19 protein-coding genes are annotated in these 22667 nt (G+C 62.1%); 16 read left to right on the top strand and 3 right to left on the bottom strand.

The features are described 5' to 3' along the window. Nucleotides 1–62: 62 nt before the first annotated feature. The 6 genes from ACR3EL_RS09385 (at nucleotide 63) to ACR3EL_RS09410 (ending at nucleotide 8910) form a co-directional block, all read left to right on the top strand. Nucleotides 63–1370 (top strand): HlyC/CorC family transporter, encoded by a 1308-nt coding sequence (locus ACR3EL_RS09385; RefSeq protein ID WP_170338968.1) that lies wholly within the window; start codon nucleotides 63–65, stop codon nucleotides 1368–1370. Nucleotides 1371–1464: 94 nt separating this feature from the next. Further along, on the top strand, nucleotides 1465–3882 hold the full coding sequence (locus tag ACR3EL_RS09390) for a GcvT family protein (RefSeq protein WP_170338970.1): 2418 nt from the start codon (nucleotides 1465–1467) through the stop codon (nucleotides 3880–3882). 32 nt (nucleotides 3883–3914) lie between these two features. Further along, a complete protein-coding gene (locus ACR3EL_RS09395) occupies nucleotides 3915–4520 on the top strand; it encodes a nucleotidyltransferase family protein (protein ID WP_170338972.1) in 606 nt (201 codons plus the stop codon). A 744-nt stretch (nucleotides 4521–5264) separates the two neighbouring features. After that, complete coding sequence (locus ACR3EL_RS09400) at nucleotides 5265–6701, top strand: DegQ family serine endoprotease (protein ID WP_170368341.1); 1437 nt, start codon at nucleotides 5265–5267, stop codon at nucleotides 6699–6701. A gap of 165 nt (nucleotides 6702–6866) precedes the next feature. Next, nucleotides 6867–7547 carry a response regulator transcription factor gene (locus ACR3EL_RS09405; protein ID WP_093961855.1) on the top strand — a complete coding sequence of 227 codons (681 nt, stop codon included), beginning with the start codon at nucleotides 6867–6869 and terminating at the stop codon, nucleotides 7545–7547. After that, nucleotides 7540–8910, top strand: coding sequence for a sensor histidine kinase (locus ACR3EL_RS09410; RefSeq protein WP_480721346.1), 1371 nt, complete (start codon nucleotides 7540–7542; stop codon nucleotides 8908–8910). Before ACR3EL_RS09405 ends, ACR3EL_RS09410 begins: the two co-directional genes overlap by 8 nt. A 24-nt stretch (nucleotides 8911–8934) precedes the next feature. Here the strand turns inward: ACR3EL_RS09410 and ACR3EL_RS09415 are convergent, their stop codons facing one another. Beyond that, nucleotides 8935–10113 (bottom strand): cytochrome P450, encoded by a 1179-nt coding sequence (locus tag ACR3EL_RS09415; protein WP_480722457.1) that lies wholly within the window; start codon nucleotides 10111–10113, stop codon nucleotides 8935–8937. Nucleotides 10114–10255: 142 nt separating this feature from the next. Between ACR3EL_RS09415 and ACR3EL_RS09420 the strand changes: the two genes are divergently transcribed. Beyond that, a complete protein-coding gene (locus tag ACR3EL_RS09420) occupies nucleotides 10256–10603 on the top strand; it encodes a TfoX/Sxy family protein (protein WP_093961853.1) in 348 nt (115 codons plus the stop codon). Between the two features lie 60 nt (nucleotides 10604–10663). Here ACR3EL_RS09420 and ndk read toward each other — a convergent pair whose 3' ends face one another. Together ndk and ACR3EL_RS09430 are read right to left on the bottom strand one after the other, a co-directional pair. Then, complete coding sequence (gene ndk, locus ACR3EL_RS09425) at nucleotides 10664–11086, bottom strand: nucleoside-diphosphate kinase (RefSeq protein ID WP_027237357.1); 423 nt, start codon at nucleotides 11084–11086, stop codon at nucleotides 10664–10666. A 119-nt stretch (nucleotides 11087–11205) separates the two neighbouring features. Further along, nucleotides 11206–12408 (bottom strand): multidrug effflux MFS transporter, encoded by a 1203-nt coding sequence (locus ACR3EL_RS09430; RefSeq protein WP_480721349.1) that lies wholly within the window; start codon nucleotides 12406–12408, stop codon nucleotides 11206–11208. Nucleotides 12409–12514: 106 nt separating this feature from the next. Between ACR3EL_RS09430 and ACR3EL_RS09435 the strand changes: the two genes are divergently transcribed. From ACR3EL_RS09435 to ACR3EL_RS09475, 9 genes are all read left to right on the top strand, one after another. After that, nucleotides 12515–14368 (top strand): ABC-F family ATP-binding cassette domain-containing protein, encoded by a 1854-nt coding sequence (locus ACR3EL_RS09435; protein ID WP_170338982.1) that lies wholly within the window; start codon nucleotides 12515–12517, stop codon nucleotides 14366–14368. Beyond that, complete coding sequence (locus tag ACR3EL_RS09440; protein ID WP_093961850.1) at nucleotides 14365–14985, top strand: MarC family protein; 621 nt, start codon at nucleotides 14365–14367, stop codon at nucleotides 14983–14985. Before ACR3EL_RS09435 ends, ACR3EL_RS09440 begins: the two co-directional genes overlap by 4 nt. 42 nt (nucleotides 14986–15027) lie before the next feature. Beyond that, on the top strand, nucleotides 15028–15609 hold the full coding sequence (locus ACR3EL_RS09445) for a retropepsin-like aspartic protease family protein (protein WP_093961849.1): 582 nt from the start codon (nucleotides 15028–15030) through the stop codon (nucleotides 15607–15609). Nucleotides 15610–15660: 51 nt separating this feature from the next. Then, nucleotides 15661–16281, top strand: coding sequence for an ImuA family protein (locus ACR3EL_RS09450; RefSeq protein ID WP_093961848.1), 621 nt, complete (start codon nucleotides 15661–15663; stop codon nucleotides 16279–16281). Nucleotides 16282–16347: 66 nt separating this feature from the next. After that, nucleotides 16348–17562, top strand: coding sequence for an MFS transporter (locus ACR3EL_RS09455; RefSeq protein ID WP_480721352.1), 1215 nt, complete (start codon nucleotides 16348–16350; stop codon nucleotides 17560–17562). Then, nucleotides 17559–18158, top strand: a complete 600-nt coding sequence (locus ACR3EL_RS09460) for a YceI family protein (RefSeq protein WP_480721353.1) — start codon at nucleotides 17559–17561, stop codon at nucleotides 18156–18158. The genes ACR3EL_RS09455 and ACR3EL_RS09460 overlap by 4 nt, the downstream gene beginning before the upstream one ends. A gap of 76 nt (nucleotides 18159–18234) precedes the next feature. Next, the gene (locus ACR3EL_RS09465) at nucleotides 18235–19458 is read left to right on the top strand and encodes an MFS transporter (RefSeq protein WP_170339553.1); all 1224 of its coding nucleotides are present in this window, start codon (nucleotides 18235–18237) and stop codon (nucleotides 19456–19458) included. Between the two features lie 69 nt (nucleotides 19459–19527). Beyond that, nucleotides 19528–21246, top strand: a complete 1719-nt coding sequence (metG, locus tag ACR3EL_RS09470; protein WP_480721355.1) for a methionine--tRNA ligase — start codon at nucleotides 19528–19530, stop codon at nucleotides 21244–21246. A 239-nt stretch (nucleotides 21247–21485) separates the two neighbouring features. After that, nucleotides 21486–22664: an efflux RND transporter periplasmic adaptor subunit gene (locus ACR3EL_RS09475; protein ID WP_170338996.1), complete on the top strand. Its 1179-nt coding sequence runs from the start codon at nucleotides 21486–21488 to the stop codon at nucleotides 22662–22664. The last annotated feature ends 3 nt before the right edge of the window (nucleotides 22665–22667 follow it).

The raw sequence follows: 22667 nt of genomic DNA on the forward strand, positions 1-22667 counted from the left end.
CCCTTGATCGCGCGCATCTGCGCCCCCATAACCATTGCATCAACAATACCTGAAATGGACCGATGGACTCTGACCCTTCTCTTCTCGATGGCGCCTTCTGGCTGACTACGGCCTCAATTCTGCTTCTGCTGGTTCTCTCCGGCTTCTTCTCGGGGTCTGAAACAGCGCTGACGGCGTCTTCGCGGGGTAAACTGCGGGCGCAAGCCGACAAAGGATCGCGCGGCGCGCAAAAGGCGCTGGAGATCACTGATGACAACGAACGTCTGATCGGCTCGGTTCTGCTTGGCAACAACCTCGTCAACATCCTTGCGGCCTCGCTGGCCACGGCTTTGTTCACCCGACTTTTCGGAGAAAGCGGCGTGGCACTGGCCACCTTGGTCATGACCCTGCTTGTTCTGGTCTTTGCCGAAGTTTTGCCCAAGACCTACGCGATTACCAATGCCGAAAAGGCCGCCGCGGCCGTCGCCCCGGTGATCGGTGTTGTCGTTACGGTGTTTTCGCCGGTGGTGGCCGCCGTGCGCCTGCTGGTGCGCGGGGTCCTGCGCCTGTTCGGGGTTCAGATCGACCCCGACAGCAACATCCTTGCCGTGCGTGAAGAGATCGCCGGCGCCCTGCAACTGGGCCATTCCGAAGGCGTCGTGGAAAAAGAGGACCGCGACCGCATCCTGGGTGCGCTTGATCTCGGCGACCGCACGGTCGAGGAAATCATGCTGCATCGCTCGAATATCGAGATGATCGACGCGGACGCAGACCCTGAATCGATCCTGAAACAATGCCTCGAAAGCCGTCACACGCGCCTGCCGGTGTTCCGTGGCCAGCCCGAGAACATCGTGGGCGTCGTGCACGCCAAGGATCTGTTCCGCGCCATGTACGCGCAGGCCGGCGGCGGCGAGGGCAGTGCCGACCGGCTGAAGTCGTTCGACATCCTCAAAGTGGCCAACGCCCCCTATTTCGTACCGGAGACCACCACGCTGGATGATCAGATGCGGGAGTTCCTGCGCATGCACAGCCATTTTGCGCTGGTGGTTGATGAATACGGCTCGCTGCGCGGATTGATCACGCTCGAGGACATCCTCGAAGAAATCGTGGGCGAGATCGCGGACGAGTTCGACGTGGACGAAGATGTGACGATTACGCGCACCGAAGACGGTCAGTACCTGGTCGAAGGCTCGATGACCATCCGCGACCTGAACCGTGCGATGGACTGGAACCTGCCCGATGACGAGGCCAACACAATTGCCGGGCTGGTGATCCATGAGGCGCAGATGATCCCGACCGTTGGTCAGGTGTTCTCGTTCCACGGCTTCCGGTTCGAGGTCGTCGAACGCGAGGGCAACCGGATCACCTGGTTGAAGGTGCGGCCGCTCTGACGGACGGCCGGCGGAAACGACAAACTCGGTCGTTTTCGTGACAGATACCGTCGCGGCACCCCTGCACCTTCGGGCCAGACGCAAGGAGGTGCGGATGAAATCGACGTGTCAGGTTGCCGTGATCGGCGGTGGAGTTGTCGGGTGTTCGGTGCTGTATCACCTGACCAAGCTGGGCTGGTCGGATGTGATGCTGCTGGAACGGTCGGAACTGACCAGCGGATCGACCTGGCACGCGGCGGGCGGGTTCCACACGCTGAACGGCGACACCAACATGGCCGCGCTTCAGGGCTATACCATCCGGCTTTACACGGAACTGGAAGAGATCACCGGCATGTCCTGCGGGCTGCACCATGTGGGCGGCATCACGCTGGCCGACAACCAGGACCGGTTCGACATGCTGCTGGCCGAACGCGCCAAGCATCGCTTCATGGGGCTGGAGACCGAGATCGTCGGCCCCGACGAGATCAAGAAGATTGCCCCGATCACCAACACCGACGGCATCATCGGCGCGCTGTATGATCCGCTGGACGGGCACCTCGACCCCTCGGGCACGACCCACGCCTATGCCAAGGCCGCGCGGATGGGCGGAGCGACGATCGAAACCCACTGCATGGTACGCGAAACCAACCAGCGCCCCGACGGTACATGGGACGTGGTCACCGACAAGGGCACCATCCACGCCGAGCATATCGTCAACGCCGGCGGCCTCTGGGCGCGCGAAGTGGGCGCGATGGCGGGCATCTATTTCCCGCTGCACCCGATGGAGCATCAGTATCTCGTCACCGACACCATCCCCGAAATCGAGGCAATCATCGACGCGGGCGGCGAGCATCCGCATGTGATGGACCCGGCCGGCGAAAGCTATCTGCGGCAGGAAGGGCGCGGATTGTGCATCGGGTTCTACGAGCAGCCCTGCAAGCCCTGGGCCGTGGATAGCACGCCGTGGGAGTTCGGCCACGAGCTGTTGCCGAATGATTTCGACAAGATCACCGACAGCATCGAGTTCGCCTATCGCCGTTTCCCGGTTCTGGCCGAGGCCGGGGTGAAATCGGTGATCCACGGCCCGTTCACCTTTGCCCCCGACGGCAACCCGCTGGTCGGGCCGGTGCCGGGCGTGCGCAACTACTGGTCGGCCTGCGGCGTGATGGCCGGGTTCAGCCAGGGGGGCGGCGTCGGCCTGACGCTGGCGCAATGGATGATCGAGGGCGAGCCCGAACGCGACGTCTTTGCCATGGACGTGGCCCGGTTCGGCGACTGGATCACCCCCGGCTATACCCGCCCCAAGGTGATCGAGAACTATCAGAAGCGTTTCTCGGTCTCCTACCCGAACGAGGAACTACCCGCTGCCCGCCCCAACCGCACCACGCCGATGTATGACATCTTCAGCGATCTGGGCGCGGTTTGGGGCCAGCAATACGGGCTCGAGGTCGCCAATTACTTCGCGCAGGATGGCGAGCCCGGCTATGAAACCCCCTCCTTCCGCCGCTCGGACGCCTTCGGGGCAACGGGCCGCGAGGTGCGGGCCGTGCGTGAGGGCGTCGGCATCAACGAGGTGCACAATTTCGGCAAATACATGGTCACCGGTCCCCGCGCCCGCGACTGGCTGGATCGGATCATGGCGGGCCGCATCCCCGCTCCGGGCCGCCTGTCGCTGACGCCCATGCTGTCACCCAAGGGCAAGCTGATCGGGGATTTCACCGTGTCGTGCCTGGGTGAGGAAGAGTTCCAACTCACCGCCTCCTACGGCGCACAAAGCTTCCACATGCGCTGGTTCCGGCAGCATCAGGAAGACGGCGTAACCGTCGAGAATATCAGCGACAAACGCAACGGCTTCCAGATTGCAGGCCCTAAGGCCCGCGAGGTTCTGGCCGCCTGCACCCGCGCCGATATCAGCGACATGCGCTTCATGGACGTACGCCGAACGGTCGTCGGCATGACCGACTGCGTCGTGCAGCGGGTCAGCTATACCGGCGATCTGGGGTTCGAGATCTACTGCGATCCGATGGCACAACGCCAGCTCTGGTGGACCCTGTGGCAGGCCGGCCAGCCGCACGGTATCACCCCCTTCGGGATGCGCGCGATGATGAGCCTGCGGCTCGACAAGTTCTTCGGCTCGTGGATGCGCGAGTTCTCGCCCGACTACACGGCCGCGGAAACCGGGCTGGACCGCTTCATCTCGTTTGCAAAGAACGTCGATTTCATCGGGCGCGCTGTCGCCGAGGCCGAGCGGGCTGAAGGGCCGGCCCGCAAGCTTGTGGCCTTTGAGGTCGAGGCCGAGGACGCGGATGTGAACGCCTACGAACCCATCTGGCATGACGGCGCAGTGGTTGGGTTTTGCACATCCGGCGGGTATTCGCATTTCGCACAGAAATCAGTCGCCATGGGCTTCCTGCCAACGGGCCTGGCGGCCGACGGCTTGGCGGTCGAAATTGAAATCCTGGGCCAGATGCGCAAGGCCCGTGTGCTGACGAGCCCACTATTTGACCCCGACGGTGCTCGAATGCGGGGGTGACAGCCGTTCCGGTTGGCGGCAAGGTGGCCGGCATGAAGGATATCCCTGTCATCTTGCTGGCGGCCGGTAGCTCTCGCCGTATGGGCGGAGCGGACAAGTTGATGCAAATTATCGATGGTCAACCACTGATCCGACGCTCGGCTGAAATCGCAGGACCTGTCGGGCCGGTCATCGTCGCCCTGCCGCCGGCGCCTCACCCGCGATACACCGCGCTGAGCGGGATGGACTTGCAGGTCGTTTCTGTTCCCGATGCGGATGAAGGCATGAATGCCAGTTTGCGCAGAGCCGTCGCACAGGTGCCGGTATCAGCCCGGGCAGCGATGATCCTGCTGGCCGATCTGCCAGAGCTGACATCAGACGATCTGCGCGCGGTCCTCCGGTCGGTCACCGAACATCCTGACAAGCTGATCTGGCGCGGAGCGTCCTCGGACGGAGTTCCAGGCCATCCTGTGATCTTCGACCGAAGTCTCTTTGCTGATCTGGCGCATTTGACCGGAGATGGCGGCGCACAAGCCATCGTACGCGCGCATCTGGACCAAGTGCACCTACAGCCTTTGCCGGGTCAGAACGCTATTCTGGATCTGGATACGCCCCAAGCGTGGGCCGAATGGCGCAAAAACCAAAAATCCCAAAAGTAACGCGGCCCGGTCGAGAACGACCGGGCCGGTTGCCCAAAACAGGACTACCACTTTCACCAATCCCGAAAACGCGGCCCGGACGTCGTCAAGACATCAGACCAATGTGCTGCCGAACCGAAACAAGACCCCCTCGTTAACATGCCGCTCAGCGCTTCCGGTGACTGAGATCTGCCTTCAAGCACCCCCTTGATGCCGTCAGGCCCCCCTTTCACTTGGGCACGTTTATCGTCACCGATAAGTTCATTGCAAACAACGTAAAATTGGTTGAATTGGTTAATTTTGCCGAATTCGTGATGGTATTTCCGCAACAACGCGTGTCGCGGAAATCTACCCAAGGTTGTTCGTGCGCTTTGCCATAGCCGACCCAAGGCATGAAATATTTAGCGCCAAACGATCAAAATGACATTTTTGCAAATACCTATTAGACAAATACCAACTTCTGAAAAGGCGGCGGCGCAACCTGTGAGTGTCCCTGAAAATTCGGTCAAAAACCGCCGCTGGACTGTTAACAAATTTGATTCAATTCAATGCTTTTGCGAATTTGACCCTCATTTCGGCAACAATCCACCGATTCGACCGGCAACTCCCACGGCCGATTCCCGGGTTTGCGAGCGCTACCAGACGCCCCCAATGTGGCAAAATTAAGATTTATTAATTGATCAGTCAGAAAACGCAAAGACTGGTGGCTCATGTTCCCTGCAAAGCGCACATCAACAAGCGCCGAACCAAGGAGACCTAGTCAACATGAGCATCCGCAAATCCCCCCTTATTCTTCCTCGCACCTCAGGGCTGTTTGGCGCCACCGCGCTGAGCGCGGCGTTGCTGGCCGCGACCGCCATTCCGTCGCAGGCCGACGAAGCCCTGGCGGATCTGGTCGAAACCGTTTCACCGTCCGTGGTAACCGTCATTGCCTCGATCGACGCGGCCCCGTCGCCGGCGAGCGGCCAGGAGTTTGATTTCGAAGGCCAGCCTTTTGGTGAGTTCTTCAAACGTTTCGGGATTCCCGAAGGCTTTGACGCCCCGCGCCGTGGTCCCAGTCAGGGCCTCGGGTCCGGGTTCGTACTGGATGAAGATGGCTATATCATCACAAACCACCACGTCGTCGACAAAGCCAGCAAGATCACCGTGCGCCTGAACGATGATCGCTCGTACGAGGCTGAAGTCGTGGGGACCGATCCCCTGACCGATATCGCGCTGCTCAAGATCGACGCGGATGAGGCGCTGCAGCCGGTCCCGCTGGGGGATAGCGACGACATCCGCGTGGGCGAAGACGTGGTCGCCATCGGCAACCCGTTCGGCCTGAGTTCGACCGTCACGACCGGCATCGTGTCCGCCAAGGGACGCAATATCTCGGAAGGCCCCTACGCTGAATTCATTCAGACCGATGCAGCCATCAACAAAGGCAACTCGGGCGGCCCCCTGTTCAACATGGACGGCGAAGTCGTCGGGGTGAACTCGGCCATCTATTCGCCCAGTGGTGGTTCGGTCGGACTGGGTTTTGCCGTGACTTCGAACATCGTCGAGCACATCGCTGCGGACCTGCGTGACGATGGCCAGGTCAGCCGCGGTTGGCTGGGTGTCTCGATCCAGAACATCAGCCCCGAGCTGGCAGCAGCAATGGGTGTCGATGGCACTGTCGGCGCACTGGTGTCCGAGGTTCTGCCGGACAGCCCCGCTCAGGGCGTGCTGCAACAGGGCGACGTAATCATCGCCTTCAATGGCGAGAAGGTCGACTCAAGCAGTGAACTGCCGGTGCTTGTTGGCACCACGGCCGTCGGAACCGACAGCAAGGTCACCGTTCTGCGCAATGGCAAGGAAGAGACCCTGAGTGTCACGATCGGACAGCATTCGGCCCAGATGGCCGCAAACGCGGAACCGACCGATGACGCGGCGGCGGGCAAGACGCTGGGTGTCACCGTAGCACCGCTGTCCGAAGCGACTCGTGCGCAGATCGGAATTCCCGAGAACGTGCATGGCGTGATCGTCACTTCGCTCAAGCCGGACAGCCCGGCGGCCAAGGCCGGTCTGCGGCAGGGCGACGTGATCGTGAAGCTGGGCAACCAGGATGTGGAAACACCCGAGGCGCTCAAATCCGCGCTCGAAGATCAGAAGACCGATCCGGCGCTGATGCTGATCAACCGCGGCGGCAATCAGATCTTCGTCGCCGTCGAGATCGCCTGACCTGCGTCCCGCGCGCACCGCATGATGGGGATATCCGGTGCGCGCATCTCCTGACGGACACGATTTGTCCACGTGCTGTCGGGATTGCCGGGTGCGGATTTCGCACCCGGCAGTTTTTTTACCTGTCCATACGTGATTATATCCTGAGTGAAAGGAAATCCGACCATGAGCAGACGTCTGTTGATCGTTGAGGATGATGAAGACACGCGGGACTTCATCGCCAAGGGATTTGGCGAGGAAGGTTATGTCGTCGAATGCGCCGAAGACGGCCGCGAAGGTTTGTACCACGCGACCGACGGCGGATTTGACGCGGTCGTTCTGGACAGGATGCTGCCCGGACTGGACGGTCTGGCCCTGATCAAGTCAATGCGCGCCGCCGGGGTCAAGACGCCGGTTCTGATGCTGACAGCCATGAGCGCCGTGGACGAGCGGGTGAAAGGGCTGCATGCGGGTGCCGACGACTATCTGGTCAAGCCCTTCTCATTTCAGGAACTTCATGCCCGGATCGAAGCCCTGTTGCGCCGACCTCAGGAATCCGAGGAAACCCCAACCCTCAAATGCCGCGACCTTGAAATGGATCTGTTGACCCGAAAGGTCACGCGCAACGGTCGCGAGATCACCCTGACGCCCAGAGAGTTCCAGATTCTGGAATTCTTCCTTCGCCGGAAAAACCGGGTGGTGTCGAGGACGATGCTTCTCGAAGGTGTCTGGGACTATCATTTCGACCCGAACACAAACGTCGTCGACGTTCATATCTCCAAACTGCGTCGGCAATTGGACGAAGGTGGTGAACCACCGCTGATCGAAACCGTGCGCGGGGCCGGTTACATGGTTTCTGATGGTTAAGTCGCCCTTGTCGTTCAAGGATTCCCGGACGCGGCTGGTGTTGGCCAGCATGGTGCTCAGCACATTGCTGACCGCGGCCGTATTGCTGCTGGTCTATATCACCGCCAACCGCACGATCGAAGGCGAAACCCGATCTGTCGTGTCCGCCGAGCTGACCGGGCTGGCGGATGAGTACGAACGCCTTGGGCTGGTCGGTCTGATGGTGGCCATCGAACGCCGGCTTCCGACCGCGTCCGAGCGCGATGCGCTTTATCTGTTGGCTGACCGCTCGGGAAAAACCTTGGCCGGCAACCTAAAGCGATGGCCCGAAGGCATCGCCGCTGGCAGTGGGTGGGTGGATCTGGAGCTGCGCAGAACCGAGACGGATCAGCTGGTCCCGATCTCCGCCGCATCGATCTTGCTGCCCGGCGGCGAAAGGCTGTTGGTGGGCCGCGACGCCCTCGCCCGTCAGCAGTTCGACCGGGTGCTGTTTCATTCGGTGGCGCTGGCCCTGGGCGCGGCCCTTGCGCTGAGCATTCTGACCGGTTGGCTTTTGACCCGTTTGGTGTTTTCGCGGCTGAAGGATATCGCCGACACCGCCGAAACCATCGTGTCCGGCGACCTGTCCCAACGAATGCCACAGCGTGGTACCGGCGACGAGTTCGACCAGATGGCAGGCACATTGAACAACATGCTGGATCGGATCGAAGAGTTGGTCAGCAACTTGCGCACCACGTCGAATTCGATCGCGCATGATCTGCGGTCACCTCTGTCCCGGTTGAAGCAGCGGGTGGTCGCCTTGGCCGAGCCAGGCAAAAGCGACCCGGATCGTGAGGTCGACATCGCCCGGGCAACGGCCGAAATCGATCACGTGTTGCGAGTTCTCGGGCAGCTGACCGAAATCTCACGCGCCGAGGCCGGATTGGGGCGGGAACAGTTTGAACCTGTGGACCTTGAACGCTTGGTCAACGATGCCGTGGAGTTGTACGAACCGGTCGCGGCCGACAAGGATGTGCGCCTTGAGGTCACGGGTCGGGCGGCTCCGATCATGGGGCACCGCCCTTTGCTGTCGCAGGCCCTGTCGAACCTTCTGGAAAACGCCATGCGCTATGCCCCTGAAGGAACTGCAATTTCCATCGAACTGCGCGAAGACGGCCCGTTTGCCCTGCTGAGTGTCCGCGATCGCGGCCCGGGCGTGCCGGTCGAGATGCTGTCGCAGCTTCAACTGCCCTTCGTCACGCTTGATCCCGCGCGTTCGGACCGAAACTCAGGCCTCGGACTGGCTTTGGTGGCGGCCATCACCCGCATGCATGGCGGGGGCTTCAGTGCTCAGAATGCGGATCCCGGATTGAATGCCGTTTTGAAGCTGGCGCAAAAACCCTAGGTTACCGCCCCAGGTTTTTGCCGATCAAAGGTTCGCAGGCAAGGAAGCGTATCCGCGGAACCGCATACGTCCGCCTCTGACACGTTCATCGGACAGTTGGAAATCTGGGAACCGTGCCACGAACCGCGACAACGCGACCCGCCCTTCAAGGCGCGCAAGTGTAAGGCCTGCGCAGACATGCGGCCCGCCGGCAAAGGCAAGGTGACGGTTCGGTTTGCGCGAAATGTCGAACCGGCCCGGGTCTGGGAACACGGCCGGATCCCTGTTTGCAGCGCCGATACACAGATGAAGGTTGGTGCCCTTGGCAATCGGACACCCGTCAATCACGACGTCAGCCGTCGTTTCCCGGTTGCCGAACTGGTTGGGTGAACGGAACCGCAAAACCTCTTCGACTGCCGTATTGATCAGGCTTGGATCATCCACAAGCCGCTGACGCTGCTCCGGGTGGTCATGCAGCAGGGCCAACCCGTTTCCGATCAGGTTCGTCGTGGTTTCATGACCCGCATTCAGAATGAAGATGCAATTCTGAAGCAACTCGATTTCACTCAGCTTTTCGTCGGCCCCTTCACCGCGGATCAACCGGGTCAATACGTCGGTTTCGGGGTCGCCGGGCGTGGCCCTGCGCCGAGCCACCAGATCGGCCAGATACTCCTTGAAGTCCCGAACGGCCGCATGGCCGTCTTCGAGTTGCTTGGCGGTCAATGCCGGTTCGAGCGCCCCAAGAATGGCCAGGGACCAGTCGCGCAGCGGTTCGCGCTCGTCCACCGGTACGTCCAGAAGGTTTCCGATGATCTGGATCGGGATGGTGGCGGCATAGTCTTCGATCAGATCCACTTGCCGCTTGTCTTCCAGACGATCCAGCAAGAGATCGACAGTCTGGATCAAACCGGGCTCCATCCGGGCGATGGCGCGCGGGGTCAGGGCCGAAGTCATGATTTTGCGAACCCGCGTGTGCAACGGCGGATCCGAGAACACCAGCGAGGTGGTGTGATGCTCGAACAATGGTGATCCCGGACCGAACTTTGGCGCGAACACGGCTTTTTTGTCGGACGAGTACAGGGTCGTGTCCCGATAAATCCGGTCCAGATCAGCATGCCGCGACAAGAGAACCGAGCCATCGGGCTGTGCCAGAACCGGCGCCGAAGACAGCAGCGCATCATAAAACGGGAAGGGATTGTCGATGAAGCCCTCAGGCGGGTTCATCAGGTCCAGATTGCTGATGTCGCTTGTCAATTCCTTCCCCCTCCTGCACGGACGCATCGTTCAATGCCTAGCGCAACGGAATTCGTCGCACAACGTTCCGGCGGGCAGTGACAGCACGCCCCGTCAAAGCTAAGAAAGAAACATGCCCGAACCTGTGTCTTCCATCCGCAACCTTGGACCTGCTTTCGAACAGGCCTGTGCCCGTGCGGGCATCCACTCGGCCGAAGAGCTGCGCGAGCTTGGCGCCGATGCGGCCTATGCCCGGCTGATACAGGCCGGAACCCGGCCCCATTTCATCGGCTATTACGTTTTGGTCATGGGCTTGCAGGGCCGCCCCTGGAACGATTGCAAGGGCGAAGAAAAGAAAGCCCTGCGCGCAAGGTTCGATGCTTTGAAATCGTCAACGAACCGGGCTCCGGCGTCCCGGATCATCGCGGATCTGGATGCCATCGGTGTACGCGTCGGCCCTGATGATCTGAAATCCGTCTGACTAACAAAAAACCGCGCCCGAAATCGGACGCGGCAATCTCGACAGGTATCGTGGTGCGGCTTAGCCGACCAGTTCGATGCCCGAGAAGAAATATGCGATCTCAACCGCTGCGGTTTCCGGCGCATCCGAGCCGTGAACCGAGTTCTCACCGACCGACTCGGCGAACTCGGCGCGGATGGTGCCCGGTGCCGCATCGGCGGGGTTGGTTGCACCCATCACTTCGCGGTTCTTGGCGATGGCGTTTTCGCCTTCCAGAACCTGAACGACAACCGGTGCAGACGACATGAACTCGCACAGTTCGTCATAGAACGGACGCTCGGCATGAACTTCGTAGAACTTGCCGGCCTGTTCCTTGGTCATGTGGATGCGCTTCTGCGCCACGATGCGCAGGCCGGCTTCCTCGAACTTGGCGTTGATCTTGCCGGTCAGGTTGCGGCGGGTTGCATCGGGCTTGATGATCGAAAAAGTGCGTTCCAGTGCCATATCGGGCCTCTCCTTGGTCTGACGGCGCGGGCTGGGCCGCGCGAAATTCATCGCGCGCCGCCTAACACGGTATTTCGCCCGTGAAAAGTGGAATGATGGCGCGATCGCGCCTTTGGGCGTCAGATTGCGTCGGGAAGCGGGTCCCGTGCATCCACCCAACGGACATACAGAACCGCCAAAAGGCCCAGAAAGCTGCTGCCTGCCATCATCGACAGCACCAGATACGGGCCGTTTTCAGGGCTGACCGCAGCTCCGGTGATCGAAGTGATGACCGCACCGAGCGCTACGATCAAAGCGCCCGACAGGCCCGCCGCGCTGCCGGCCAGTTGCGGTCGAACCGACATGACGCCCGCAGACGCGTTGGCGTTCGTCAAACCGTTTCCAAAACCAACAAAGATGGCTGATCCAAAAAACACCCAGACCGACCCCATCCCCCCTAAAAACAGCAACAGCCCGCAGAACGGCCCGACCGAGGCGATGATGCGTCCGGCCAGAATCATCGTCGTCAGCCGAGTCCGCGCAGCGATCCGACCGGTCACGAAATTGCCGACCATGAAACCGCCGGTGATGATGCCGATCCCCAGGCCCAGTGTCGCGGGGCTCAGATCGAACCAGGCGGCGGCCACCAGGGGCGCTCCGGTGATGAAACTGTAGAACCCCCCGATCGAAAATGCCGCGCACAACGCGTAGCCCCAGAACCGCCGGGCACGGAACAGGTGCGGGTATTCGCGCATCTGCGCGGCAAAAGTGGCGGACCGGTTGTGGTTGGTCTCGCCCATATCCGCCCAGAGCAGTGTCAGCAGCGCCACCCCTGCAACCGTGTAGAAGACGAACCCTGCCCGCCACCCGAACAACATGTCCAAAGTGCCGCCCAGCATCGGGCCCAGCATCGGCGCCAAAGCCATCGCCATGGCGACATATCCCAGCTTGCTTGCGGCCTCGTTGGGCGGAAACTGGTCGCGGATCGACGCGGCAGACAGCACCGAGCCCCCGACCACGGCGGCCTGCATCAGACGGAACCCCAGAAAGGTCCAGATCGACTCCGCCAGAACACAGCCAAGTGACGCCGCCACAAAGACCGCCACGCAGGTCAAAAGAACCGGCCTGCGCCCGAACCGGTCGGACATTGGCCCAAGGATCAGTTGCAGCACGGCGGACACGGCCAGATAGGCTGCGATCGACAGGTTCACCAGCGCATAATCCGCCCGAAAATCGACCGCCATGTTCGCAAGGGACGGAAGGAACATGTTCAACGACAGCACGGACAGACCGGTCGCAAGGACAAGGGTCACCAAAGAGGGTGGAGTTTGTGCGGCCCGCATCTCAACATCCGAATTTCGTTCATCTGCAAAAGCGCTAGCACAGCGCATGTGGTTTGCACATGGCTTGCGTCTGGCGGTGCCAGTATCGCTCTGCTAAGAGCGGCCCATGCTACGGATCGAGAACATCACCTATTCGGTCGAAGGCCGCCCTCTGTTCGAGGGCGCCAGCGCCACCATTCCCGAAGGCCACAAGGTGGGTCTGGTCGGCCGCAACGGTACCGGCAAGACCACTCTGTTCCGCCTGATCCGGGGCGAGCTGGCGCTGGAATCGGGCAGCATCACCCTGCCCCGCCGCGCGCGGATCGGCGGTGTGTCACAAGAGGTGCCCTCGTCCAACGTGTCGCTGATCGACACGGTCCTGGCCGCCGACACCGAGCGCAGCGCCCTGATGGCCGAAGCGCAGGAGGCCGCCGACCCCGACCGGATTGCCGAGATTCAGACCCGGCTGGCCGATATCGATGCCTGGTCGGCCGAGGCCCGCGCGGCCACGATCCTCAAGGGGTTGGGCTTTGACGATGCAGATCAGCAGCGGCCCTGTTCCGATTTCTCGGGCGGCTGGCGGATGCGGGTCGCTCTGGCGGCGGTTCTTTTCTCGCAGCCCGACCTGCTGCTTCTGGACGAACCGACCAACTATCTGGACCTTGAAGGCGCGCTGTGGCTGGAAAGCTATCTGGCGAAATATCCGCATACGGTCATCGTCATCAGCCACGACCGGGGCCTGCTGAACCGGGCGGTCGGCTCGATCCTGCATCTGGAAGACCGCCAGCTGACCTATTACGCGGTGCCCTACGACAAGTTCGCCGAACGCCGCGCCGAACGTCTGGCTCAGGCCGAGGCCGAAAACGCCAAGGCCAAGGCCCGCATCGCCCATCTTCAAAGCTTCGTTGACCGGTTCCGCTACAAGGCGTCCAAGGCCGTTCAGGCACAATCGCGGCTGAAGATGATCGAACGGATCCAGTTGATCTCGACCCCGCAGGAGGCCGCCTTGCGCGCCTTCTCGTTCCCCGAGCCCGAGGAACTGTCGCCGCCGATCATTCAGATTGAGGGCGGCGTCACCGGCTATGGCGACACCGAGGTGCTGCGCCGGCTGAACCTGCGCATTGATCAGGACGACCGGATCGCGCTGTTGGGGAAGAACGGTCAGGGAAAATCGACACTTTCCAAGCTGCTGTCGGACCGGTTGCCCCTGATGGCTGGCAAGATGACTCGCAGCAGCAAGCTGCGCATCGGGTATTTCGCCCAGCATCAGGTGGATGAGCTGCATGTGGACGAAACACCGCTGGATCACCTGCGGCGCCTGCGCCCGACCGAGACCCCGGCCCAACTGCGCGCGCGTCTGGCCGGGTTCGGGCTGGGCGCGGATCAGGCCGAAACCGAGGTGGGCCGGCTGTCGGGCGGCCAGAAAGCGCGCCTGTCGCTGCTGATCGCGACGATCGACGCGCCGCACATGCTGATCCTCGACGAGCCGACCAATCATCTGGACATCGAAAGCCGCGAGGCCCTGGTCGAGGCGCTGACTGCCTATTCCGGTGCTGTGGTTCTGGTCAGCCACGACATGCACCTGCTGGGGCTGGTGGCCGATCGGCTGTGGTTGGTCTCGGACGGCACGGTCAAAACCTTTGACGGCGACCTGGAAGCCTATCGCCAGATGCTGCTGGCGCGCGACAAACCACCGGCCCGGGAAAAACCGGCCGCCAAACCCAAACGCGCCTCTCGCGATACCATTCTCGCGCTACGGGCCGACCTGCGGAAATGCGAGGAACGGCTGGAGAAATTGACGGACATGCACGAAAAGCTCTCGGCCAAATTGTCCGACCCGGCCTTGTACGAAGATGACCGGATCGCTGATCTGGAAACCTGGAACCGAAAATTCGCCGAGGTGGTCGAGGCCATGTCCCGCGCCGAGGCGCTGTGGGTCGCCGCCGCCGAGCGGCTGGAAAGCGCAGAGGCCGCCGCATGATCGAAATGGCATTCTTCATAACCGCGTTCACAACCCTGTTCGTTGTGATCGATCCCTTTGGCACCGCACCGATCTTCGTCGCGCTGACACAAGGAATGGACCCGGCCACCCGTCGCCGCGTCGCCTACCGCACGTGCCTGACCGCTTCGGGCATCCTTATCGCCTTCGCCGCTTTCGGAGAGGCGGTTCTCGGCTTTGTCGGCATCTCGATGGAGGCTTTCAAGGTCGCTGGCGGCGCATTGCTGTTTCTGACTGCGCTCGACATGCTGTTCGAGCGGCGCAACAAGCGGCGCGAGGACCGAGCGGAAGAAGAAGAGCACCCTGACCCCTCGGTCTTTCCGCTGGCCATTCCGCTGGTGGCCGGGCCCGGATCGATCGCAACGATCATCCTGCTGGCCGGTGAGCACCCCGGCATTCAGGGCATCGCTGCGGCTGTCGGCGTGATGCTTGCCGTGATGGCAGTTGTCTTGCTGTTCTTCCTGTCCAGCGGCCTGATCGCGCGCATTCTGGGCAAGACCGGGCTGACCGTGCTGACGCGGTTGCTGGGCATGTTGCTGGCGGCGCTGTCGGTTCAGTTCATTCTCGATGGGCTCAAGGCCTTTGGGTTCGCGTCCTGAAGCCCCATATTGACCTTATGAAAGAAGGCTTAGGGTGCCCGCATGGATGGTAACGATTTTGGACGGTTGGCCTATCTGGTTCTGCTGGGAGCCGCACTGCTGATGTGGTTCTTCACTCACAATCGGCAGTCGTTGGGGAAGACCCTGCAGATGGCCATGGCCTGGGTCTTCATCTTCATCGGGATCATTGCCGTTGTCGGCCTTTGGGGCGATATCCGCTCGACCGTTGGCGTATCTCCGCAGATGTCCGTGACCGGAGATGTGATCGAAGTGCCCCGCTCGTTCGACGGACATTATTACTTGCCGATGCTGGTGAATGGCAAACCGGTGACTTTCCTGGTTGATACCGGAGCCAGTCAGATCGTGCTGAGCCCGCAGGATGCGGAGCGCGTCGGGTTCGATACCGATCAGCTGACCTTTCACGGGCGTGCCTCGACCGCAAATGGGGTGGTCCAGACTGCGCCTGTGCGCCTCGACAGTCTGGCGTTGGGGCCCATCACAGACCGAAATGTTCCGGCATGGATCAACGGAGGAGATCTTGACCAGTCCCTGCTGGGCATGGATTACCTGCACCGTTTTTCCAACATCCAGTTTTCTGACGGCCGGATGATCCTGTCGCGCTGAACGGCGGCTTTCGGGATTGAGAACAAAATGGGAACATGCTAGCATTCGGCCATGTCCACGCATCTTCTTGGCCGCAAACCGGCGCGCGCGGCGCCGGGGCTGACCCTGCATGATGAGATTTCGCTGCAACTGGCCCGCGTGCACGAGGCCTGCGGCCCCGCGCGGCGCAGCTTTGCCATGTGGCTGGCCGGTCAGGCGCAGGGGCCGGTTCTGTGGATCTCGCCCGCGTGGGAGGCCGATCAGCTGAACCCCGACGGCATGATGCCCTTTGCCGATCCTGCCCGGTTCCTGTTCGTCCGCCCCACCCGGGCCGAGGACCTGCTGTGGTGCATCGAAGAGGCGCTGCGCAGCGGGGCGGTTCCGCTGGTGATCGGCGACCTGCCGGGGGCACCGGGCCTGACGCCGGTGCGCCGGATGCATCTGGCCGCCGAACAGGGGGGCACGATGGGTCAGGCCCCGCTGGGGCTGCTGCTGACCCCGGGCGACGGCGGCGCGCAGGGGATCGAGACGCGCTGGCACATGGCCCCGGCGCACACGGGCCAGACCCGCCGCTGGACCCTGACCCGCCGCCGCGCCCGTGCCCTGCCCCCGGTCAGTTGGCACGCCACCCAGACCGCGCCGCGCGCCGGGCTGCACCTGCAACGGATCGGCGCCGAGGAAACCTGCGCCTGACCGACCGGCCCAGGATCACGCAAGTTGTGACTGGTCAAACCGCATCCCGCCCCCTAGCGTTCCGGAATGACCCACCCGATCCACGACAGCCGCTATTCCTGGCTTCGCCTTCTGGTCACGCTGGCCATCGCGGCGGTGGCCAATGTGGGCATGTGGGCGGTGATCGTGGTGATGCCCGCAATCGAGACTCAGTTCGGCGCCAGCCGGGCCGAGGCCTCGATGCCCTACACGCTGGCCATGATCGGCTTTGCGCTTGGCAACATGTGGCTGGGTCAAGTGGTGGACCGGCTGGGCGTGACCAAGGCGCTGATCGGTGCCGCAGGCCTCAGCGCGCTCAGCTATCTGCTGGCGACATGGGCGCCGACGATCACGATGCTGTCGGTGGCGCATCTGATGCTGGGTCTAGGCACCGCCGTCGGGTTCGGCCCGCTGATCGCCGACATCTCGCACTGGTTCCTGCGCCGACGCGGGATCGCCGTCGCGCTGGTGGCCAGCGGAAACTATCTATCCGGCGCGATCTGGCCCACGCTCCTGTCCGGTATCCTTGCCCGCGACGGGTGGCAGCAGGTCTATCTGACATTGGCGGTCATCACTCTGATCGTTGTCATCCCGCTGTCGCTGCTGCTGCGCCGGCAGGTCCCGGTCGAGGCGCATGGCACCGCCGCAGCTGCCGCGCAGATCAACGCGCGCGGCGTCGGCCTGTCGCCGCGGACCCTGCAGTATGTGCTGGGCCTCGCCGGAATTGGCTGCTGCGTCGCCATGTCGATGCCGCAGGTCCACATCGTCTCCTACTGCGTCGGGTTGGGCTATGGCCCGGCGGTCGGGGCCGAGATGCTGTCGCTCATGCTGATGGGCGGTGTCGTCAGCCGGATCATCTCGGGGCTGGTCGCGGACAAGCTGGGCGGCGTTCACACGTTGCTGATCGGGTCGATCCTGCAATGCATCGCGCTGTTCCTGTTCCTGCCTTATGACGGGATGGTGTCGCTTTATGTCATCAGCCTGCTGTTCGGACTGGCGCAGGGCGGCATCGTGCCCAGCTATGCGCTGGTCGTCCGCGAATACATGCCCCCGCAAGAAGCCGGGGCACGGGTCGGTTTCGTGATGATGATGACGATCATGGGCATGGCGCTGGGTGGCTGGATGTCCGGCTGGATCTATGACGTGACCGGGCAGTATGAACTGGCCTTCGTGAACGGGATCCTGTGGAACGGGCTGAACATCGCCATTATTGCGACACTGCTGATGCGCTCGCGGCCGCGCCAGGGGCGGGTTCCGGCATGAATCGCCTGACCCGCCGAACTCTGGTACTGGCGGGGCTGGCATCGCTGCCCTTGGTGCGGCACGCCGTGGCCGCCCCGGTTCCGTATATACTTGAAACACAAGGGACATTGATCGAATTCACATTCGGTCTGGCTGGCTCGGCCCAGACCGGCACCATGCCGATCCAGACCGCTGATGTTCTGGTGGACACGAAAAACCTGCGCAACAGCATGGTCGACGTCGTCCTGAACGTCGCCGAGGCACGCACGAAACTGCCGTTTGCACGCGGCCCGATGCTAAGCCGATCCGTGTTGGATGCCGCGCGGTTTCCATCTATCCACTTCGTCTCGACGGCCGTCAGCCTTGGCCCCGGCGGACGCATTTCCGACGGAGCGACCGTCACCGGCGATTTGACGGTGCGCGACGTGACTCGTCCGATCACTCTCGATGCCGCGCTTTATCGCCCGCCGGGTTCCGCAAAGGACGATCTGGACCGGCTGTTCATCCATTTGACCGGCGCGTTGAACCGGAACGATTTCGGCGCCACCGGCTATGCGGACCTGGTCGACGAAACTGTGGGATTGAACATACGAACCGAAATTCGCAGAAAACCCTGAAACTGGCGGAAAACGACACCACAAAGTCGAATAGCCGCGCGCATCGTCATGCGCCATTCGGACATCTACTGGACCCATGCGTACCATCATCTCATTCGCCGCCCTTTTTCTTTCGGTCATTCTATTGCAGCTTTCCACGGGCGGCGTGGGTCCGCTGGACGCGATATCCGGCCTGACGCTGGGGTTTTCGACCGAACAGATCGGCCTTTTAGGCTCGGCTCACTTCTTGGGCTTTTTCGCGGGATGCTGGTGGGCGCCAAGGTTGATGGGATCCATCGGGCACTCGCGCGCCTTTGCGGTCTGCACGGCTCTGGGCGCGATGGGTCTGATTGGCCACACGCTGACCGAAAACCCCTATGCATGGGCCGCGCTGCGCATTGCCTCGGGCACCTGCGTGGCGGGTTGTTATACGGTTATCGAAGCCTGGCTGAACGCCAAAGTCACCAACGAAACCCGCGGCCGCGCCATGGGCACATATCGGTTGGCCGATATGGGAGCCTCTCTCAGCGCGCAGTTGATCATCGCCGTTCTGCCACCTGCCTCATATGTCTCTTACAACCTGCTGGCCATCCTGTGCTGTGCCTCGTTGCTGCCGCTGACCCTGACGCGCGCCAGCCAGCCCGAAACCCCGGACGCACCGCGTTTGCGGCCCAAGCTGGCCTGGCATTGCTCGCCCTTGGCGGTGGCTGGAGTGATCGTCTCGGCCATCAGCTCTGCTTCGTTTCGGATGGTTGGTCCCGTCTACGGACAAGAGGTTGGGCTGGGCGTCGATCAGATCGCATTCTTTCTGGCCGCCTTTGTACTGGGCGGCGCGCTGGCGCAGTATCCGGTCGGGTGGCTGGCCGACAAATACGACCGGCGCTGGGTGCTGATCTGGATGTCGATTGCCGCCGTTATCAGTTGCAGCATCACCATGGCCGCCAGCGGCACGGGCACCGTGGGCGTCATGCTGGCCGCCGGATTGTTCGGCATAACGACCTTTCCGATATTCTCGATCTCATCCGCGCATGCCAACGACTTCGCCACCACCGAGCAGCGGGTGGAACTGTCGGCGGCGCTGATGTTCTGGTATGCGCTGGGGGCTATCGCCTCGCCCTATGTTTCCTCGACGCTGATCGAGCAATTCGGCCCCGGCGCGCTGTTTGCCTTCGTGGCATTGGGCCACGCGGTCCTGATCATCTTTGGACTGGCGCGGATGCGCTCGCGCCCGACGCCCGAGGAACGTACGAACTACGTCTACGCGCCGCGCACGTCCTTCACCATCGGTCGCCTGCTGAAACGCTCGCGCGAAGGGCGATAGCATTCTGGGGCTGGGATTTCCCGATCCGGTTTGATAGAGCGCGCGCAGACAGTTAGGCGGAAACCAAACATGGCTCGGATTCTCATTACCTCGGCAATTCCCTACATCAACGGGATCAAGCACCTTGGCAACCTGATCGGCTCGCAGCTGCCGGCGGATCTGTTCGCGCGCTACCAGCGCGGCCGCGGCAACGAGGTCATGTTCCTGTGCGCCACCGACGAACACGGCACCCCGGCCGAACTGGCAGCGGCCAAAGCCGGCAAACCGGTGGCCGAATACTGCGCCGAGATGCACGAGGTGCAGGCCGACATCGCCAAGCGCTTTGGCCTCAGCTTCGATCACTTCGGCCGCTCGTCCAGCCCGCAGAACCATAAGCTGACCCAGCATTTCGCCGGCAAGCTGGCCGAGGCCGGGCTGATCCGAGAAGTGACTGAAAAGCAGGTCTATTCCAACGCCGACGGGCGGTTCCTGCCCGACCGCTATATCGAGGGCACCTGCCCCAACTGCGGCTACGAAAAGGCCCGCGGCGACCAGTGCGAGAACTGCACAAAGCAGCTGGACCCGACCGATCTGATCGACCCACGCAGCGCGATTTCCGGCTCGACCGACCTTGAGGTGCGCGAGACCAAGCACCTGTACCTGCGCCAGTCTGCGATGAAGGATCAGCTGGACGCCTGGATCGACAGCAAGACCGACTGGCCGGTGCTGACCACCTCGATCGCCAAGAAATGGCTGCATGACGGCGACGGGCTGCAGGACCGCGGCATCACCCGCGACCTGTACTGGGGCATCCCGGTCAAGAAGGGCGACGAAGACTGGCCCGGCATGGAAGGCAAGGTCTTCTACGTCTGGTTCGACGCGCCGATCGAATACATCGCCTGCGCCAAGGAATGGGCTGACGCGCACGGCAAGCCGGATGCGGAATGGGAACGCTGGTGGCGCACCGACAAAGGCGCCGACGACGTGCGCTATGTGCAGTTCATGGGCAAGGACAACGTGCCCTTCCACACCCTCTCCTTCCCGGCTACGATCTTGGGCTCGGGCGAGCCATGGAAGCTGGTCGATCACCTGAAGTCGTTCAACTATCTGAACTATGACGGCGGACAGTTCTCGACCAGCCAGGGCCGTGGCGTCTTCATGGACCAGGCGCTGGATATCCTGCCCGCAGACTACTGGCGCTGGTGGCTGCTGAGCCACGCGCCCGAAAGCAGCGATAGCGAATTCACCTGGGAGAACTTCCAGCAATCGGTCAACAAGGACCTGGCCGACGTGCTGGGCAATTTCGTCAGCCGGATCACCAAGTTCTGCCGCTCGAAATTCGGCGAAGAGGTTCCGGTCGGTGGCGCATACGGCGAACGCGAACAGGCACTGATCGAGGAACTGACCAAACGCATCCGCGCCTACGAGGCCCACATGGAGGCGATGGAGGTGCGCAAATCGGCGCAGGAATTGCGCGCGATCTGGGTTGCGGGCAACGAATACCTGCAGGCCGCGGCACCGTGGTCGACCTTCAAAGAAGACCCGGAACAGGCCGCCGCGCAGGTGCGGATGGGCCTGAACCTCATCCGGCTTTACGCGGTGCTGAGCGCGCCGTTCATTCCCGAGACTTCGGCCAGGATGCTGAGCGCGATGAACACGCTCGACACCAGCTGGCCCGAGGGCGTGGACGCCGCGCTGAGCGCCCTGCCCGCCGGGCACGCGTTCACGGTGCCCGACGTCCTGTTCGCCAAGATCACCGACGAACAGCGGGAAGACTGGCAAACACGTTTTGCCGGGGTGCGAAGCTGAGTACATCAAGGGGGCCGGCGGCCCCCTTTTTCACAACCAATTGACCCGACCGATCAAGTTAAATCGTCGGACGATATTGGTTCGATGACCGAGACATCCCCGGACAGGGTTCGAGCGTTTAAAATTCAAATACTTGAGAATTTTCAACAATACCTCCATCCTGACTTGGAGTTTAGTCGACTCGGGCTTCAGGAACGGTCCGGTTCGACCCAAATCCCGGTTCGAATGAGGCACTCGCAATGACCGTTGAAAAGACGCTTACCCACACGACCAGCAATCGGCCGCTCTCGCGCCTCGGCCTTTGCGCGACTTTGCTGGCAAGCCTTGCGTTTACTCCGGTCGTATTTGCCCAGGATCAGTCCGATGCACCGCCGCCCAAGGTTTCGATTGCGGCCGCATACACTCAGGAAATCACCGAGGAGGCTGTTTTCATCGGGCGGGCCGAAGCCACGGACAACGTGGACATCATCGCACGGGTCAGCGGTTTCCTGGAAAGCCGGAATGTGGAAGAAGGCTCGTTGGTCAACGAGGGCGATCTGCTGTTTACCATTGAACCCGACCTGTACCAGGCCACGCTTGACGCCCGAAAAGCGGATCTTGATCGGGCCGAAGCCAATCTGGAGCTGGCCAAGGTCGACCTGGCCCGCAAGGAGGAGCTGTACAGGCGCGACGCAACGCCGGAATCCGAGCGCGACATTGCCCGCGCGAACGAGCTGGTGGCCGAGGCCGAAGTCAAAGCGGCCAACGCAGCCATTCAGCAGGCGCAGCTCGATCTGGACTACACACAGATCCACGCCCCGTTTTCCGGTCGGATCGGTCGGATCAGCACCAGCGTCGGCGACGTGGTCGGCCCCAACACCGAACCGCTGGTCAACCTGATCAGCGAAGCGCCGATCTACGTGAATTTCTCGTTGAATGAAAAGCAGTTCACCTCCGTTCTTCAGACGGTTGGTGAGACGGCCTCCACCCTCGCTGAAAGCAACAAGAGCCCGATTGTCCGGCTTACGCTGCCCAATGGTACCGAGCTGGAAGAAACCGGCAAGATCGTGTTCGTGGACAACCGGATCGATCCGTTGACCGGCGCGATCACCTTGCGCGCCGAGTTTGCAAACGACAAACGTCTGATCGTGGATGGCGCCTTTCTTAACGTTCACATCGAGGCGCTTGAACCCACGCTTGAGGTGCTGATCCCTCAAGCTGCCCTGCAGCGGGATCAACGCGGAGAGTTCGTCCTGGTGGTCAACGACAAGCAGATGGTCGAACAGCGCTACATTACGACCGGCGAAACGGTCGGCTCGGCCGTGATCGTCAAGGAAGGTCTGCGTGATGGCGAAAGCGTCATCGTGGAAGGGCTGCAAAGGGTGCGCCCGGGTGTTGCCGTTGACGCCGTTGTCGCCTCTGAACAGCCGGGAGAATAATTG

The sequence above is a fragment of the Ruegeria sp. BJ3 genome, from assembly GCF_056535665.1.